Source organism: Apibacter sp. ESL0432, assembly GCF_019469225.1.
Lineage (GTDB): Bacteria > Bacteroidota > Bacteroidia > Flavobacteriales > Weeksellaceae > Apibacter.
Genome location: NZ_CP048266.1, coordinates 556,458 through 573,989, shown reverse-complemented (window position 1 = coordinate 573,989; position 17,532 = coordinate 556,458). Strand labels below are relative to the sequence as shown.

The following is a 17,532-nucleotide window of genomic DNA, read 5'->3' as shown; positions in this document are numbered from 1 at the left end:
ATCGTATAATAATAATTTAACATTATAACTTGTTTAACTTAGTACCTAAAATAGCAACAGATCATACGTTTCCTGATTAGGAGATTCTAGGCTATAATTTTACATTTAATTTTACATTAAAAAACCTTCCCGTTAGTTTATTAGGCACTGCATAATAAGAAGTTGAATTGACATCTCTGATCCAATCATTACTGACCGTATTTCTAACATCAAAAACATTAAATATTTCTAACCCCAACGATAACTCCTTAAACTTATCCCAAGCGGTACCGATACGAGCTTTATTCTTTTTTTGATCCACAAAAACATAAGTCAAGCCAACATCGGCTCGTTTATAATCCGATAAGGTGGTTTGATAGTTATACGGATCTGAATATAAAGGGGCTCCGTTGGGAAGACCGGATGCATAGACTAAATTTACATTGGCTTTAAATCGAGGATATTTCTTCATATAATCCTGAAAAAATAATCCAATTTTAAATCTCGGATCTGTCGGACGCGGTATATAACCTCTTCCGTCAATATTCTCTTCGGTTTTACCGTAAGAAACCGATAACCACGATTCGGCACCCTCTACAAATTCACCATTCAATCGGGCATCTATTCCATAGGCATACCCTTTGGAATTATTTTCTCCGGTATAAATTATCCTTACATTATCTACAAAATAGGGTATTAAATCATTTAATTTCTTGTAATAAATTTCTGTTGTTAATTTAAATGGATGTTTGTTGAGCATTTTAAACTCAAAGTCATTACCTAAAATAAAATGTATGGAACGTTGCGATTTAATTTTATCATTAAGCGTACCGTCTAACCGTAAAGCTTCTTTATAAAAAGGGGGTTGATAGTAGAAACCCGTAGCAAGACGAAAAAGCATATCTATCTTCCAATCCGGCTTTAAAGCAATTTGTGCTCGAGGACTCACATTGGTTTCTCCATTAAAATCCCAATGGGTTGCTCGAACTCCTCCATTAATTAATACACGAGTGGTATTCCACATGAATTTAGTTGAATATTGCAAGTATCCATTAACTCGATTGGATTTTAACTTATTATTAGCTGAGACATGATTTGTTAAAATCAAATCGGATTCATCTAAATTTCCCGGCGGTACTAAAGGTCTTGGTATGGCATATCCTGCCGAATCAATGAGCTGCCATTCGTTTTTAAGGTTTCTTATATCTTCATGTTGGTATTGTAAACCCGCTTCAAATGCTGAATTTACGTGTAAATTATATTTTGCCTTCAATTGTGTACCTAATACCAACATATCCAAATTGTTTCTCCCGTGATTTATTTGTCCTCCTGAATTGAAGGAAGGCAAGAAATCGCCTGTATCCTGATCTGCTTCTTGTAACCTATATCCGGCTGAAATATCAAAATATTCCTGTTCTTTAGAATGAAAAGCATATCCATCTAAATTAAAAGCTAGTTTATTTGAAGGTTTAAATTCTAAAGAGACCGTCCCGTTAGCTGTTCTATATTTATCTTTTTCATTCCCATTATAGGCAACATTTAGCTTGATTGGCTGTTGTAAAGTTCCAAATTCTACTTCTCTATTTTTGGGTTCCATTGTATAATCATTGGAAGCATAATTACCTAAAAATGACAATTTCCATTGAGGAGTCCAGGTATACTGAAGATAACTTTGTACATCAAAATATTGCGGGTTGAAATCCGTATCTCCATCAAAAGTATTTAAAATAAGATCCGTATTTCTATATCTTGCACCTACAATTCCCGAAAATTTATTTTTTTTGTCTGCATACCCAACAGTTGCTCCGCCCCCTAATAAACTTGCTTCCAGACTAGATTCAAATTTTCGAGGTTTCCTGTATTGAATATCCAACACGCTCGACATTTTATCTCCGTATCGAGATTCAAATCCTCCGGCAGAAAAATTAATGGAAGAAACCATATCCGGATTAATGATGCTCATTCCTTCTTGTTGTCCGCTTCGCACGGTTAAGGGCTTATATATTTCTACTCCATTTATATAGACTAAATTTTCATCGTAATTTCCACCTCTAACTCTATAAAGTGAACTTAACTCACTGGCCGTACTTACAAAAACCGTATTTAAAATTTCTTCTACTCCTCCGGAAAGAGTAGGTGTATTATCAAGATTGTGTACATCAATCTGCTGCATAGTTATATCAGCCGTTTTTTTTCGAGTTCCTTTAAACACAACTTCAGGAATTTCTTTTTCTTTATCGGGTATAAGATTAAAATCAATCTTGATATCTTGATCAGACGTTATAAAAGTTTTTGTATCTGATAAATACCCCTTATGTTCAACGGTTAAAGTTATAGTAGTATGGGAAGGTACTTGTAATCCATAATTTCCATTTCTATCAGATATGGAAAATGGTTCCGGATTTGCATAAATCTTAGCTTCGGATATTGGCTTACCGTGATTATCTTGTATTTTACCCGAAATAGTTATGGTCTGCCCCCATACACTATAGGAGATCGTCCATAAGACTAGAAATGTTAGAATTTTATAATTTTTCAAAGTCGCTCGTATATATCTTTTTATTATTTACTTTATCGGTAACTATTACCTCAACTTGATGCTTACCTGATCGAATTCCTTCTTTTTCTAAGTTAGAAATAAAAAGGCTGTTTTGCTTATATTCATATTCAGCAAGTACCCATTTTCCATCGATAAAAACATCAAAGGTTTTAATTCCCGATCCTGTGTCTTTAATTTTAAATGATAATTTATTTCCTATTTTTTTTGATTTTGTGAGCATCGGACAGCTAATAGTAGGTATTGATTCATCTAGTGCCAGATAGAATTTTCCAAAATCTTTAGGAGTTGCTTTATATTTTCCGTTTTCATAAGAGGTATCTAAATATTCTTTTTTTAATGGACCGAAATTAGATTCTCTGATAATAACATATTTATCTGCTTTAGATTTATCCAAATTGCTCCAATCGGGTGTTATAGTGATTTCATATTTTTTGTGAATAGGAACTGATGATTGATGCACTTGGTATTGATTACTTCCGATTTTTTTATAATTAAAAGTGAAATCTTCATAAAAAGATCCTTTTTCAAAGTTTACAAACAATCCATCCTGTTTAAATGAATATGGATTTTTAAAATTTACATTTAAATGTTCATTTCCTGATTTTATTTTTTCCCCATCATTTGTATTTTTATAAGCAATACCATTCATGGTGAAACTTCGTGCGGTAACATTACCGGCATAGTCTCCCACTTCTATTTTAACTTGATACGTTTTACCTGCTTCTACTTTTAAAATTCCTCGATTAACCTTTTGTTCATACATCTGCAAAGAATTACCCGGTAATAAATAAGTGCGATATATCCAACTGTTGTTAGCCAATAATTCGGGATAATCCACGGAAGCATTAATAGAACGGGTTTCACTAAAAGAATGCTTATCCGCTTGAAATATGGATAGAATTTGACCGTTAACCCAAGTTTTAATAAAATAAACTCCGTTTAAATTTTGAGATCCGCTCTGTTGATCGTATGCTTTTACACCGAAACCAATTTCTCCTGATACGGTATAACTTCCACCTTCAGATGTTATAATTTTAGAACTACTGCCGTTTACCTGTCCTTTTACAGGATAAATCCATGTGCCTCTTAATAAAGGTTTTATTTGATCTTTAACATCGTATCCGAATAAAAACGGATTTAATATTTCTTCTGTTTTGGTATCTCTAACTTCAAAATGTAAATGAGGTCCCCCGGATCCACCGGTGTTTCCTGAAAGTGCGATAATTTCTCCTTTTTTTATTGGAAGTTCTCCCGGTTTCAAATAAAAATCAACAGTAAAACTTTTATTTTTATATTGTTCTTTACGTGCTCTTTCTTCAATGGCTCCTTTCAATTCGCTTAAATGACCATATACCGTTGTGTATCCATTGGGATGATCTATATAAATTGCTTTACCGTATCCATAGGGTGAAATATTAATTCTAGAAATATAACCATCTTGAGAAGCCAACACAGATAATCCTGTTCTCTGTTGGGTTTTCATATCCAAACCGGAATGAAAATGGTTTTTTCGTAGTTCTCCATAATTAGCAGATAAATAAATAGGTATAGTTAAAGGGGATGCAAAATTTTTAGGATAATTTTGTGAATGGGATAAGAGCGTGAATAGTAGGGCTGCTGTTACTGCTATTTTTTTCATGGGAAATTTTAAATAATCATCTTTATGTATTATGATATAGTAATCTTTCTCAAAAATAAGAATTTCATTTTTATTTAGATTCTTTTAACACTTAATTAAGTTAAATTTTATTTATGGTGTTTTAATTGGTAATGAATTTAAAGATTAGATTGCTAACTAGTTTATTCTGTCCTTAAGTGACAAAGTCATTGGTCAGATATTGAATTACATTCAAAGAATAATGAATTCTATAGTAAAATATTATTTACATTCATTATAAATTAAGGATAAAAAAAGTCAGGCTTATCCATCCAAATGAACCTATGATCCAGAAGTTAACAAAAAATCTCTCCCCCGATTGAATTTAAATTTTGAAATTATTTAAACCTAAAAAAAATTATCCCGTATATTTGAAAAATTATTGCCAATTTACCTCGTATAAATATTTAATACGTTTAAATTTTAACAAAACCACTTTTTATGTTAAAAAAAAACATACACACGTTTCTATCATTTATTGTCATTATTTTATTTTATAATACTGTTTCTGCTCAAGAAAAACCATCGTTACCTAAAAGTAACATTTATGAACCGTATCAGGTCCAAATAAAAGGAGAATATGAAGGAGGACGAAAGCAATTACTCAAAATTTTATCTTCCAATCTTGAATATCCTGTTAAAGCCATTAACAACCATATTCAAGGAAAAGTGATTGTGAAATTTGTTATTGAAAAAAACGGCACAATTACTAATTTTGAAATTTTAAAAGATATAGGATACGGATGTGCCGATGAAATTATTCGTGTTTTAAAGAAAACACAAGCCAGATGGAATTCGGCCATATTAAATAAAAAGCATGTTCGGTCTTATTATACTTTACGAGTTAATTTTGAAATACCATCCAATCAATCAAAACCTTATATTCAAGATGCCCATAACTAACAAGCTGATTTCAAAAAGTTGTATTGTTTTAATTATTTTTTTCTTTAATTTATCCATAGCGCAAACGCCTAAAGTATATGCGGAACAAGTGATAAAAAAACTAACTTCTTCCGAATTTTCCGGTCGAGGCTATGTTGAAGACGGAATGAAAAAAACATCGGAAGAAATTGCTGCACAATTTGAAAAAATTGGTTTATCTAAAATTCATAATTCATATTTCCAATCCTTTTCTTATCCAATTAATATCATAGAAAAAAGTTTTGTTTCTGTAAATGGCAAAGAATTGAAATTAGGTTCAGATTATTTGGTTGGTGCCGGTTCGCCATCTTTAAAGGGAACATTTTCTCCTGTTGTATTTAATACGGGGGTAATTGACAGCTTATTTGAGTGGAATGACCGTTCTTATATTGATAAAGAATTGGAAAAAATAAATACCCGTTCAGTGGTTTTTCCGAATAAAACTTTCCCGGATAACCTGATTTTACAGGAGGAATCGGCTAATCAATTATATCGTGAGATTCCGCAACTTATTTGCAATGAAGTTTGGGATATTTCAGTTCCACTGGTAATACAGCAAACTTCATCAAAATTTATACATTCTTTAAGTCCCAAACAGACTAAAACCGTTAATTTATTTATTAATAATCAATCCGTACCTGATACTATCTCATCCATTACTTTAGATATAAAAACCCATTTTGAACCTAATTTTGAAGCTAATAATGTAGTAGGTTATATAAAAGGCAAACGTTCAGACAGCCTTATTGTATTAACTGCTCATTATGATCATCTGGGTAAAATTAATGACGTTATATTTCCCGGTGCAAATGATAATGCCAGTGGTGTTGCTCTGCTACTTTCAATGGCTAAAGTTTTTGAAAAAAATAAACCCAATTTTGATATAGTATTTATCGCTTTTGCCGGAGAAGAGGCAGGATTAAAAGGTTCTCAATATTTTGTAGATTATCCTTTGTTCGATCTAAAGAAAATTAAATTTTTAATAAATTTTGATATGGTAGGTACGGGAGAAGATGGAATTCAAATTGTAAACGGTAAAGAGTATTTTAAGCAATTTACTAAGCTTGACAATATAAGTTACATGTATAATTATTTAAAACAGGTTAAAATTAGAGGAAGTGCCTGTAATAGCGATCATTGCCCTTTTTATGAAAAAGGAGTTCCTTCTTTTTATATTTATACTTTAGGGGGAAAAAGCGGATATCATGATATATACGATTCAGAAGTTTCTCTGTATGCCTTCGATAAGTTGGTGGCCCTACTAACTAAATTTATAAATGTATTATAATCTATTCATAAAAAAGGCAAGTAAAAATTACTTGCCTTTAACTTTATTTATCATGAATTTTTATTGAAAACCGATAGCTGATTCCAAAGCTAGAACCATCATGGTATCAAAGGAGGATTGTCTCTCCTGTGCTGATATATTTTCTTTTGTAATGAATGAATCAGAGATGGTCAATAAACAAGCTGCATTCTTACCTAAAACTTGGGCATTATGGAATAGAGCAAAACTCTCCATTTCTACGCAACCGCAACCATGATCTTGAATTAATTTTTTATAATCAGTTCCTCCTTCTACATAAAAAACATCACTGGAATGTATACAAGCTTCATGAATTGAGATGTTCAATTCAATTGCTTTTTTTGCAATAAATACATTTAATTCTTCTGACGGATAGGTTTTATCTTTGTCGTATCCTGACTGAACTTTTGCATAAGAGGATTCACTATAAGCGCTATTTCCTAATACTACGTCATATATTTTAATGTCTTCAACATACGAACCTGCTGAACCAATTCGTATAATAGTGTCAACTCCGTACTGAGAGAATAGCTCATAAGAATAGATACCTATACTTGGCATTCCCATACCGGATCCCATAATAGATATTTTTTTTCCTTTATAAAGACCGGTATATCCAAGCATGTTCCTGACAGAATTAAATTGTATTGGATTTTCTAAATATTTATCCACTATATATTTAGCCCTTAAGGGATCTCCGGGCATCAATACTGTTTTTGCAATTTCTCCGAATTCTGCCTGAATGTGTGCAGTTGCCATATTATTTAATTTTAGTTTTTTTCGTGAAGTAAAGATAAGAATACTATCTTTACTTGATTAGTTATTTGTTTAATTAAAACTTGAATTATTATTCGTTTTAAACTTAGTACAATTTAAAATTCTTTAGCTACTTCATCGATGGATTCTAAAATAATATCACATCCTTTAATAATCTCTTCCGGAGTAATGGTTAATGGAGGCGAAATTCGTAAGAATTCATTTCTGTATAATTGCCAAAAAACGATTAATCCTTTATGCATACATCTTTCAGCTACTTTTAAACTAAATTCAGGTGATCCCAGTTGCACAGCCAACATTAGACCTCTTCCGTTAATGGAGAGAATTTCCTTATGTTTTAATTTTTCTCTGTATAATTTTTCTTTGCTGTGAACTTGATCCATCAAATCGGTTGTCAATAATTCTTCCATAACCGCACAAGCTGCTGCAGCCGGAATAGGATTACCGCCGAAAGTGGTTACATGGCCTAGTTTAGGATGATCTGCTAAAGTATCCATCATTTCAGCAGAAGCCATAAAGGCTCCTATCGGAATTCCTCCGGCCATACCTTTTCCCATTGCCAAGATGTCGGGAACCAGGTCGTACCACTGAAAAGCAAATAACTTACCTGTTCTGCCAAAGCCGGGCTGTATCTCGTCTAATATTAATAATGCTCCGACATCTTCACATCTGTTTTTTAATTTTTTCAAATAATTATTTTCAGGGGTTATAAATCCTGCCGCCCCTTGAATAGTTTCAACTACTACTCCCGCTGTTTTTTCGGTTATTTTAGCTAAATCTTCTTCTTTATTAAAGCGTATAAAATTAATTTGAGGCAATAAAGGCTCAAAAGGCTTTTTATTAGTATCCCTACCTGCTAAACTCAAGGAACCTTGCGAGTTTCCGTGATAAGCATCAATAAACGAAATGATTTCTTGCCTTCCTGTATATCGTTTAGCTAACTTCATGGATGCTTCTATGGCTTCCGTTCCGGAATTGACCAAATAGGTTGTGTGGAGCGGATCCGGTAAATTTTCCGATAACATTTTACATATCTGCACCGGCTTTTCCATGGCATATTCTCCATATACCATTACGTGTAAGTATTTATCCGCCTGATCTTTAATCGCTTGAATAACTTTCGGGTGGGAATGACCTAAAGTATTTGCCGAAACTCCCGCTACAAAGTCCAGATATGCCTTGCCATCTTTTCCGTATATATAATTTCCTACTGCTTTGTCTACTTCAAAACCTGAGGCATAAAAAGTTGTTTTTGCTTGATATTTAAAAAAATCCTCTTGTAATTTACCCATTTCTCAATGATTTTTACACGCAAAAATACGGAATATATTGCAGCTTGTAAATGGTAAATTTTTAATAATTATTACTTAAAAAATTCTTTTTATTATTCTGATTTTTGGTTATTATTATATGATAAATATCACCAAGACGATTCAACTTTATTTTTTTTGTATATCTTTTCTTATACAATATTTTTAAGCTATTTAATTATAGCTTTAAATAAATTATTCTGTATAGGTACTTTATGAAAATATTTAAGATTTATAAATTTAAATTTTTCAACTTAAACAGTATAAACACTCATTACTTTTCCTTTTGATAAAACTTTATACCAACCTAAAATACATTTGTTTTTACTACTTTTGTGAAGAATTTATTGATATTATGAATTATGATGTAAAAGTGGGTATTGACGCGTTTTCTTTTGATATCCCGAAAATATATTTACCTATAAAAGAATTAGCAATTGCTAGGGACATTGAACCTGCAAAGCTTGAAAAGGGTTTAGGTTTACTTAAAATGTCGCTTCCTGATGTTCATCAAGACGTAATAGTTTTTGCCGCTAACGCTCTAAAAAAGTTATTGGAGCAAGAAGGATTGCGCCCGGAAGAAATTAGCCGAATTTATATAGGTACTGAAAGCGGTATTGATTCTTCCAAACCTATCGGATCTTTTCTGGTATCCCTAATGGAAGATCTTTATGGAGAAGGTTCTTTTGAGCATTGCGATGTGGTAGACCTTACTTTTGCCTGTATTGGAGGGGTAGATGCCCTACATAATTCATTAGATTATATTCGAGTGAATCCTGATAAAAAAGCGATAGTCATAGGTACGGATTATGCAAAATATGACCTGAATTCTACCGGAGAATATACACAAGGAGCAGGTGCTGTAGCTTTATTATTGTCTGCAAATCCGAGAATCATTTCTATCAAAAATAAAATTGGAATTAGCACAAAAGGGGTTTTTGACTTTTTTAAGCCTAAAAGAAGCTTATCAAAAAAAGAAGTCACTGAAAAAGATAATAATCCGGTTTGGTTCGGAATAGAAGAAGACGAAATCAATCTTTTTAAGGAACAACCTATTTTTGATGGTCAATATTCGAATACTTGTTATCAAAATAGACTGAAGGGTGCCTATTTTCATCTTAAAAAATTATTAAGCATTGAAACCACTCTTTATCAACAGTGGAAAAATATAATTGTGCATTCTCCTTATTCTTTTCAAGGGAGAAGAATGTTTTCTGAAATATATGCCTTAGATTCCGATTTAAAAGAATCTTTACCTACTCAAGAAAAGGAATACACCGATAAACTCAAGGAAATAAGTAAAACTCCGGAATATAAATCTTTTGTACAAGAAAAGTTTGCACCTGCCGAAGTTGCATCTTCCAATATTGGAAATATGTATACCGGATCAATTTTTATGGGATTATTATCTACCTTGTATTATCATGTAAAAAACAATTCCGAAATTATCGGAGAAAAATTTGGCTTTTTAGCTTATGGTAGCGGTTCAAAATCGAAGGCGTTTGAAGGTGTGATTGAAAAGGAATGGAAAACTCAATCTGAAAAGCTTCACTTGTTTGAAACACTTGAACAAACTCAGGCTATTGATATGGATACTTATCATGCTTTATATAAAAAAGAATTAAAAACATCTGTACTTGCTCCTAAAAATGAATATATGTTGGAAAGTATTGAACATGAAAATCCTGTATTACTGGGTGCCAGATATTATAAGTTTAAACAATAAAAAATTATTTAATATAATATAAAAGCCTGAGAATATTCTCAGGCTTTTTCTATTGTTAGGATCTTTACCGTATTTATTTAAAAAAACTTAAGACCGTTTCTGTAATATATTTTAGCTGATCATCTTGCAATTCCGTATGCATAGGTAAAGAAATTACTTCATTGATTAGCTTGTTGGTTGCCGGAAAATCTTCATCTTTATAATTTCCGTTATCGTAAGCTTTTTGTTTTCTTAAAGGTACAGGATAGTATATCATTGCAGGAACTTCTCTTTCTGAAAGATATTTTTGTAAAGCATCTCTATCTGAATTAATCACTTTTAACGTGTATTGATGAAATACATGGGTGGAATAATTTTCCATTCTTACAGGAATAACTAAATTAGGATGATTGGAAAAAGCTTGATCGTAATAGTCAGCAGCCTTTCTTCTCTTTTCATTATAGGAATCCAATAAAGGTAATTTTGCATTCAAGACTACAGCCTGTAAACTATCCAATCGTGAATTTACCCCAATTTCATCATGGTAATATCTTTTGTACATTCCATGATTAACAATTCCGCGTATTTTATGTGCTAATTCATCATTATCTGTAAAAAGGGCACCACCGTCGCCGTAACAACCTAAATTTTTAGATGGAAAAAAGGAAGTGGTTCCTATAATCCCCATTGTTCCTGATTTTTTACGAGTTCCGTTTCTAAAAGTATATTCTGAACCTATAGCTTGGGCATTATCTTCAATAACATATAAATTGTGTTCATTTGCAATCTGTATGATTTCTTCCATATTTGCACATTGCCCGAATAAATGCACAGGAATAATAGCTTTTGTTTTAGGTGTAATGGCTTTTCTTATGGCATCCGGACTTATAGTAAAAGTATCATAATCTACATCTACTAAAACAGAATTTAGCTTTAACAAGCTAATTACTTCCACGGTTGCTGCAAAAGTAAAATCAGCGGTTATGACTTCATCACCCGGTTGTAGATTCAGAGCCATTAGAGCTATTTGTAATGCTTCTGTACCATTACCGCATGGGATAACATGTTTTACATCTAAATATTTTTCTAAATTTTGAGCAAATGAATTGACTTGCGGTCCATTGATAAAAGAAGCGGTGTTTAATACTTCTTCAAATCCTTTATCTATAGTAGGTTTTATATGCTGGTATTGGTTGATTAAATCCACCATTTGAATTTTCTTCATATGTAAAATTTTGAACACAAATTTACTAAATGAATTTGTAATGCCGCTTCAATAAAAAGAAAAACTCTTATTAAAAATAAGAGTTTTTCTGCCTCATCTACTATTTTATAAGAGTAATTTATTTTTGTTTTTGTTGGTATTGTTCTTGTACTTCATCTAATTGTTGAGGTGTAATCTCCATAGGTGTTTGTTTTTTTACATCTTTAGGCATTGGTTTAAAATCTACCAATTCCACTTCAAATATTAGAGCTTGATTAGGACCTGCAGGGCCATTTTCCCCATAGGCTAAGTCTGAAGGTACATATAATATGTATTTGGCTCCTTTAGACATCAATTTAACCCCTTCTTTCCATCCGGGTACCACTCTTGCTAAAGGAATATCAGCCGGTTTACCTTCGGTTTGTTTTTTAGAATCTTCAATCACGGAACCATCGGTTGTTTTCAATACATAATTTACGGATACCATATCTTCATCGGTTGGCTTTGCTCCGTTTCCTTCTTTTTCAACTTTATATTGTAGTCCTGAAGCTGTTGTTTTAACGCCTTCTTTCTTTTTATTTTCTTCTAGGAATTTTTTACTTTCTTCTGCATTTCTTTTTGCTATTTTTTCTAAATGTTTAGGAACATAAACAGTCATAAAAGATTGTATGGAATCTTCTGAGAATAATAATTGTTTACCCTCAAATTTGTCTTCCATAGCTTGTTTAATAATATTTACATTTAAATCTTTATCAAACCCTTGAATTTTAAAATTACGAGCAAGATCTAAGCCAATTGCATAGGCTGCTTTTTCATCATCGGTATTTAATTTTGTAACTCTTTGTCCTTCCTTATTACATGCAACAAGGCTGATACCTGCTAATGCCAGTAAAATTGTTTTCTTTATCATTGTGTTAAATAGTTAAATATAATTTTTTTTAATTGGCTGAGTTTTCTGTATTATCTTCCGGATTTTTAAAATCCACTAATTCAATATCAAAAATCAATACAGAATTAGGTCCTATATCCATTCCCGCTCCATTTTCTCCATAAGCAAGTTCAGAAGGAATGAAAAATCTATATTTTGACCCTTTGGTCATTAAGGCTACCCCTTCAGTCCAACCTTTAATTACTCTGTTTAATTGAAATTCAATTGGGTTACCTGCATTATTTTTATCTGTCGAATCAAATATTTTTCCATCGAGAAGTTTACCGGTATACTTAACTTTTACCATATCATCTTCGTTTGGCTTTTCATTAGATTTGCTTTTTTCTAAAACCTCATATTGTAAACCAGATGCAGTTGTAATTACTCCTTTTTTCTTTTTATTTTTTTCTAAAAAAGCTAATCCTTGAGTTTTATTTAGCTCTCCTTGTTCTTTTCTTTTCTTTTCAAATTCCAGTCTTTTTTTTGAAAAATATTTCTGCATAAATGAATTAACAGAATCCATAGGGTAAATCGATGGTTTACCGGCTAATTCATCCCTAAATGTCTGATTAAATATATTAATATCTATATCTTCTAACATATCTTGTTGCTTTAAACTTTGAACAATGTTATATGCTAAAGAATACGACAATTTTTGTTTATCTGTTTTTAATTCAATTTTATCTTGTGCAGAAAGTGATAATGAGCAAATTATACCTAATAATGTAACGATTTTATTTTTTTTCATTCGTTTAAAATTTATTATTTTTTATTCTTGACCTTCTAATTTTTATACTAAAAAAATAAAATTTAAATTATTTTTTCAATAGTATAAGTACCCTGCAAATATCCGATAATTTATTGAAACACGAATATAAATTTTAGTTAATATTCTATAAAAAAGAATTTATTCTTTTTTAATCGGTAAAAATCTTATAAATAAATATTGGTCATTATATTTTTTTAGTAATTTTAAAAATCTAATCGAAAATCATTTCTTAACTTCTCTAATAATGGATTTTCCTTTACCATTTTTTCGTATTTATCTTTATCTGTTAGAAGGATCGTTCTTTGAGTTTCCTTAATTTGATATTTAAAATTAATGGAATAATTATTTACCTCTTTTTTCAGTTTTTGAAAAATATCTTCACGTAAGTGTTCAAATTCATCATAAGCTGAATTGGAAGGAAATTCAAAAAAAATAGTATGATTCGGCTTAACACTGCATTGGGTCGTGTTTAAAACACTATATAAAACCGGTTGGTTTTTTAAAGTTTCCAAATAGGTATTCCAAAAACTCTTAACTTGATCTTCAGTAAAATCGTCTTTATCTCTTTCGGAAAAATCTAAATTAGCTACCTTTTCTTCTTTTTGAGAAGCCGTGTGAAGTGATCCCTTAATTGAAAGAAATGATCCTTTCTTAGTTTGATTTCCCAGAGGTATTCCACTTTTTACAATTGGTTTTGAAGTTAAATTATTTTCAACTTTCACCTGAGAATTACCAACTTTTTCTATCTGTTTTCCTTCCTCGGATTTTATGGTTTGGGGTGTTAATTTATTTTCCTGCTTTGCAGGAAGATGATTAGGTGGTGGTATTATCCTAAACTTTTTTTTTTAGTTGTGGGAGATTCACCAGCTGTTAAAGATGCCAATTGCATTAAGGCTATTTCAATGGATAGTTTAGGACTTTTACTATTCCTAAAGTTTATATCAGCCTGATGACAAATTTCAATAGCGTCTATCAAAAATCTGGATGAGCAATTTTGAGCTTGTTGCAAATATTTTTGCTTGGTATTGTCTCCTACTTCCAACAGGGAAATTGTTTGAGGATTCTGTGCTACCATTAAATCTCTAAAATGACTTCCTAATCCTGAAATAAATAATTGTGGATCAAATCCTTTTTTTATAATATCATTAAAAGCTAAAAGTAATCCGGGAATATCATTTTTTAAAGCTAAATCCGTTATTTTAAAATAATATTCATAATCAAGAATGCTTAGGTTTTCTGTAACGGATGCAACTGTTAAATTTTTTTGAGTAAAAGTAACGAGTCGGTCAAACATAGAAAGAGCATCGCGTAATCCCCCGTCTGCTTTTTGGGCGATAATATACAAAGCATCTTCTTCATATTGAATGCCTTCTTCTTGAGCTATTTTTTTTAAATGATTGTTTATATCGTTTACTTCAATTCTCTTGAAGTCGTAAATCTGACATCTTGAAAGAATGGTAGGAATAATCTTTTGCTTTTCTGTTGTTGCCAAAATAAAAATAGCATGTGCAGGTGGCTCTTCCAATGTTTTCAAAAAAGCATTAAAAGCAGCATTAGACAGCATGTGCACCTCATCAATGATATATACTTTATATTTTCCTACCTGAGGAGCGTAACGCACTTGTTCAATCAGATTCCGTATATCGTCTACAGAATTATTGGAAGCTGCATCTAATTCAAATATATTGAATGCAAAATCATTCTCATCAGTCTCTCCGTATTTTTCATTAATTTTTCTAGCTAAAATACGGGCACATGTAGTTTTACCTACTCCTCTAGGTCCACAGAAAAGCAATGCCTGAGCTAATTGATTATTATCAATGGCATGTTCCAAAGTATTGGTTATGTGACTTTGCCCTACAACAGCATCAAATTCTAAAGGTCTATATTTTCGGGCTGAAACTACAAAGTTTTCCATGAGTTTGTAAAGTTACTAATTTTCTGCTTTTTCTGTTAATTTTTTGATAGGTTTCTCTGCACAATCGTTACATAATCCATGAATAACAATATCTAATTTTTCAGCGATAAATCCTTCTGGAATGTTTATATTCGGCGTTCTTACAGTCCGCATACAGTATATTTTTTTACAATTTTTGCAACAAAAATGCATATGGCTGTCAGCATGTTGCTCCTCAGAACAATTATCCATACATAAGGCATAAACAGTTATATGTCCATCATTTATAGTATGCAATAATCCTTTTTTTTCAAAAGTCTTTAAAGTCCTGAATAGAGTAGTTCGGTCAGAATAATCAAAACCAGACTCCAAATCCGATAAGGATAAAGCGGTATTTTGTTTTAGAAAATAATCTAAAACCAATAAACGCATGGCTGTGGGATTTATATCTTTTTGTTTTAATATATTTTCTAAATCATACGACATATTACATTCTTTCCGGTGCCCCTATACCCAATAGACTTAACCCGTGTCTAATCACATTTCCGGTCCATTGAGTTATTGCCAAACGCAGTTGTTGCTCTGATTCATTTTCGGCATCCAAGATACGATTACTTTGATAGAAAGAGTTATATTCTTTAGAGACTTCGTATATATAATTGGCTATTAATGCGGGATTTAAATCTGCAGCAGATTTTTCAATTAGTTCCTCATAAGAGGATAAAAGTATGATTAATTTTTGTTCTGCCTTATTTAATTCTTTATCTTTAATTTCTAAGGTTTGCTTTGCGGCTTTTCTAAGCACGGAACAAGTCCGGGCATATGTATATTGGATAAACGGACCGGTATTTCCATTGAATTCGATACTTTCATTAGGGTCGAATAAAATTCGTTTCTTAGGATCAACTTTCAAAATAAAATACTTTAATGCGCCTAAGCCTATAAGTTCATTCACTTGTTCTTTTTCATTTTCGGTGTAGCCTTCTAATTTTCCTAATTCGGAAGTTTTTTTAACTGCTTCTTGATGCATTTCTTCCATTAATTCATCTGCATCAACCACCGTACCTTCTCTTGATTTCATCTTTCCACTTGGTAAATCTACCATTCCGTAGGAAAGATGATATAATTTATCTGCCCATTGATACCCTAATTTTTTTAAAATTAGAAACAATACCTGAAAATGATAATCTTGTTCATTTCCTACTGTATAGATTAATTCATTAAGATGATAACGGGTAAATCTTTCAACGGCTGTTCCTAAGTCTTGTGTGATATAGACAGAGGTTCCGTCTCCTCTCAACAATAATTTTTGATCTAATCCCTCTTCTGTTAAGTCTGCCCAAACAGATCCATCTTCTTTTTTAAATAAAATTCCTTTTTTAAGTCCTTCTTCAATAACATCTTTTCCCAGCAAATAGGTGTCACTTTCATATTGGACTAAATCAAAAGACACTCCTAGTCTTTGATATGTTTTCTCGAAACCTGAATACACCCAACTGTTCATCTCTTTCCACAAAGCTTTTATTTCCGCATCGCCGTCTTCCCACTTTTTCAACATTTCTTGAGCTTCTAAAAGAATGGGTGCTTTTTTCTTAGCTTCATCTGCATCCATTCCCGATGAAATTAAAGATTGTATTTCATCTTTGTATTTTTGATCGAAAATAACATAATATTTTCCTACCAAATGATCTCCTTTAATTCCTGTTGTTAGTGGAGTTTCTCCATTTCCATATTTTTTCCATGCCAACATGGACTTGCAAATATGAATACCTCGATCATTAATTATTTGTCCTCTCAACACCTCATTTCCTGCTGCTTTTAAGATGTTACTAATTGAAAATCCTAATAAATTATTTCTTATATGTCCTAAATGAATTGGTTTATTGGTATTCGGAGAGGAATACTCAACCATTATTTTTTCAGTATGCTTTTTCGTAAGCTTAAAATCTTTAACTGAATATTTTTCTTTTAATAGTTTAGTAAAGACGGTCGGATTTAAAGAGAGGTTAAGAAAGCCTTTAACTACATTAAAAGCAATAAATTCTTCCTTAGCTGTAAGATATGATCCTATTTTATTGGCTATTTCCTCCGGCTTCTGTTTCACTAGCTTAACAAAGGGAAAAACCACTAAAGTATAATCTCCTTCAAATTCATCTTTAGTTATTTGTATTTCAACATCTTCAACTTTCTGTTGAAATAAATTTTCAATTGCTTGTATACTTTGTTCTTTTATATAAGACTTTAGGTTCATTGTTTTTAATTACTAGTGAATGTACAAATTTAGGCATTTCCCTTAAATGTGTAACTTTTTATCCTACTTCAATTAACACAAATATGATGACGTATTCTTTTTACGATGTATTATTTATAGTTTATAGACAAATTATAGCAATAATTCATAGTAGACTTATTTAAATTTACATGCTTATAATTTATAAAAACATGAAATTATATAAAATAAATATTTCTTGAGGATATAATTTATTAATAATCACCAATAGTTTGTCATATATTCTTAT

Annotated in this window: 14 protein-coding genes; 3 read left to right on the top strand and 11 right to left on the bottom strand. The window is 31.5% G+C overall.

The features are described 5' to 3' along the window. Positions 1 to 91: 91 nt before the first annotated feature. Together GYM73_RS02415 and GYM73_RS02410 are read right to left on the bottom strand one after the other, a co-directional pair. Positions 92 to 2,518, bottom strand: a complete 2,427-nt coding sequence (locus GYM73_RS02415; RefSeq protein WP_255571004.1) for a TonB-dependent receptor — start codon at positions 2,516 to 2,518, stop codon at positions 92 to 94. Further along, complete coding sequence (locus GYM73_RS02410) at positions 2,505 to 4,178, bottom strand: M23 family metallopeptidase (protein ID WP_220234036.1); 1,674 nt, start codon at positions 4,176 to 4,178, stop codon at positions 2,505 to 2,507. Before GYM73_RS02410 ends, GYM73_RS02415 begins: the two co-directional genes overlap by 14 nt. Positions 4,179 to 4,637: 459 nt before the next feature. Here GYM73_RS02410 and GYM73_RS02405 point away from each other — a divergent pair, with 459 nt between their 5' ends. Together GYM73_RS02405 and GYM73_RS02400 are read left to right on the top strand one after the other, a co-directional pair. Then, a complete protein-coding gene (locus GYM73_RS02405; protein ID WP_220234035.1) occupies positions 4,638 to 5,099 on the top strand; it encodes an energy transducer TonB in 462 nt (153 codons plus the stop codon). Further along, positions 5,086 to 6,405 carry a M28 family metallopeptidase gene (locus tag GYM73_RS02400; RefSeq protein WP_220234034.1) on the top strand — a complete coding sequence of 440 codons (1,320 nt, stop codon included), beginning with the start codon at positions 5,086 to 5,088 and terminating at the stop codon, positions 6,403 to 6,405. The genes GYM73_RS02405 and GYM73_RS02400 overlap by 14 nt, the downstream gene beginning before the upstream one ends. A 60-nt stretch (positions 6,406 to 6,465) precedes the next feature. Here the strand turns inward: GYM73_RS02400 and deoD are convergent, their stop codons facing one another. Continuing rightward, positions 6,466 to 7,182, bottom strand: coding sequence for a purine-nucleoside phosphorylase (deoD, locus tag GYM73_RS02395; RefSeq protein ID WP_160543010.1), 717 nt, complete (start codon positions 7,180 to 7,182; stop codon positions 6,466 to 6,468). 113 nt (positions 7,183 to 7,295) lie between these two features. Continuing rightward, positions 7,296 to 8,492 (bottom strand): aspartate aminotransferase family protein, encoded by a 1,197-nt coding sequence (locus GYM73_RS02390; protein ID WP_220234033.1) that lies wholly within the window; start codon positions 8,490 to 8,492, stop codon positions 7,296 to 7,298. Between the two features lie 373 nt (positions 8,493 to 8,865). Here GYM73_RS02390 and GYM73_RS02385 point away from each other — a divergent pair, with 373 nt between their 5' ends. Further along, complete coding sequence (locus GYM73_RS02385; protein ID WP_220234032.1) at positions 8,866 to 10,236, top strand: hydroxymethylglutaryl-CoA synthase family protein; 1,371 nt, start codon at positions 8,866 to 8,868, stop codon at positions 10,234 to 10,236. Between the two features lie 73 nt (positions 10,237 to 10,309). On the opposite strand, the gene GYM73_RS02380 is transcribed toward GYM73_RS02385, so the two are convergent. From GYM73_RS02380 to argS, 7 genes are all read right to left on the bottom strand, one after another. After that, on the bottom strand, positions 10,310 to 11,440 hold the full coding sequence (locus GYM73_RS02380; protein ID WP_220234031.1) for a DegT/DnrJ/EryC1/StrS aminotransferase family protein: 1,131 nt from the start codon (positions 11,438 to 11,440) through the stop codon (positions 10,310 to 10,312). A gap of 118 nt (positions 11,441 to 11,558) precedes the next feature. After that, complete coding sequence (locus GYM73_RS02375; RefSeq protein ID WP_166005614.1) at positions 11,559 to 12,329, bottom strand: FKBP-type peptidyl-prolyl cis-trans isomerase; 771 nt, start codon at positions 12,327 to 12,329, stop codon at positions 11,559 to 11,561. Between the two features lie 28 nt (positions 12,330 to 12,357). Then, entirely contained in the window at positions 12,358 to 13,095 is a 738-nt protein-coding gene (locus GYM73_RS02370) for an FKBP-type peptidyl-prolyl cis-trans isomerase (protein ID WP_160543005.1), read from the bottom strand. 224 nt (positions 13,096 to 13,319) lie between these two features. Next, positions 13,320 to 13,838, bottom strand: coding sequence for a hypothetical protein (locus GYM73_RS02365; RefSeq protein ID WP_220234030.1), 519 nt, complete (start codon positions 13,836 to 13,838; stop codon positions 13,320 to 13,322). Between the two features lie 104 nt (positions 13,839 to 13,942). Beyond that, positions 13,943 to 15,034, bottom strand: a complete 1,092-nt coding sequence (gene dnaX, locus GYM73_RS02360; protein ID WP_105296898.1) for a DNA polymerase III subunit gamma/tau — start codon at positions 15,032 to 15,034, stop codon at positions 13,943 to 13,945. A gap of 15 nt (positions 15,035 to 15,049) precedes the next feature. After that, on the bottom strand, positions 15,050 to 15,499 hold the full coding sequence (locus GYM73_RS02355; protein ID WP_220234029.1) for a Fur family transcriptional regulator: 450 nt from the start codon (positions 15,497 to 15,499) through the stop codon (positions 15,050 to 15,052). 1 nt (position 15,500) lies between these two features. Continuing rightward, a complete protein-coding gene (gene argS, locus GYM73_RS02350; RefSeq protein ID WP_220234028.1) occupies positions 15,501 to 17,264 on the bottom strand; it encodes an arginine--tRNA ligase in 1,764 nt (587 codons plus the stop codon). Between the last annotated feature and the right edge of the window lie 268 nt (positions 17,265 to 17,532).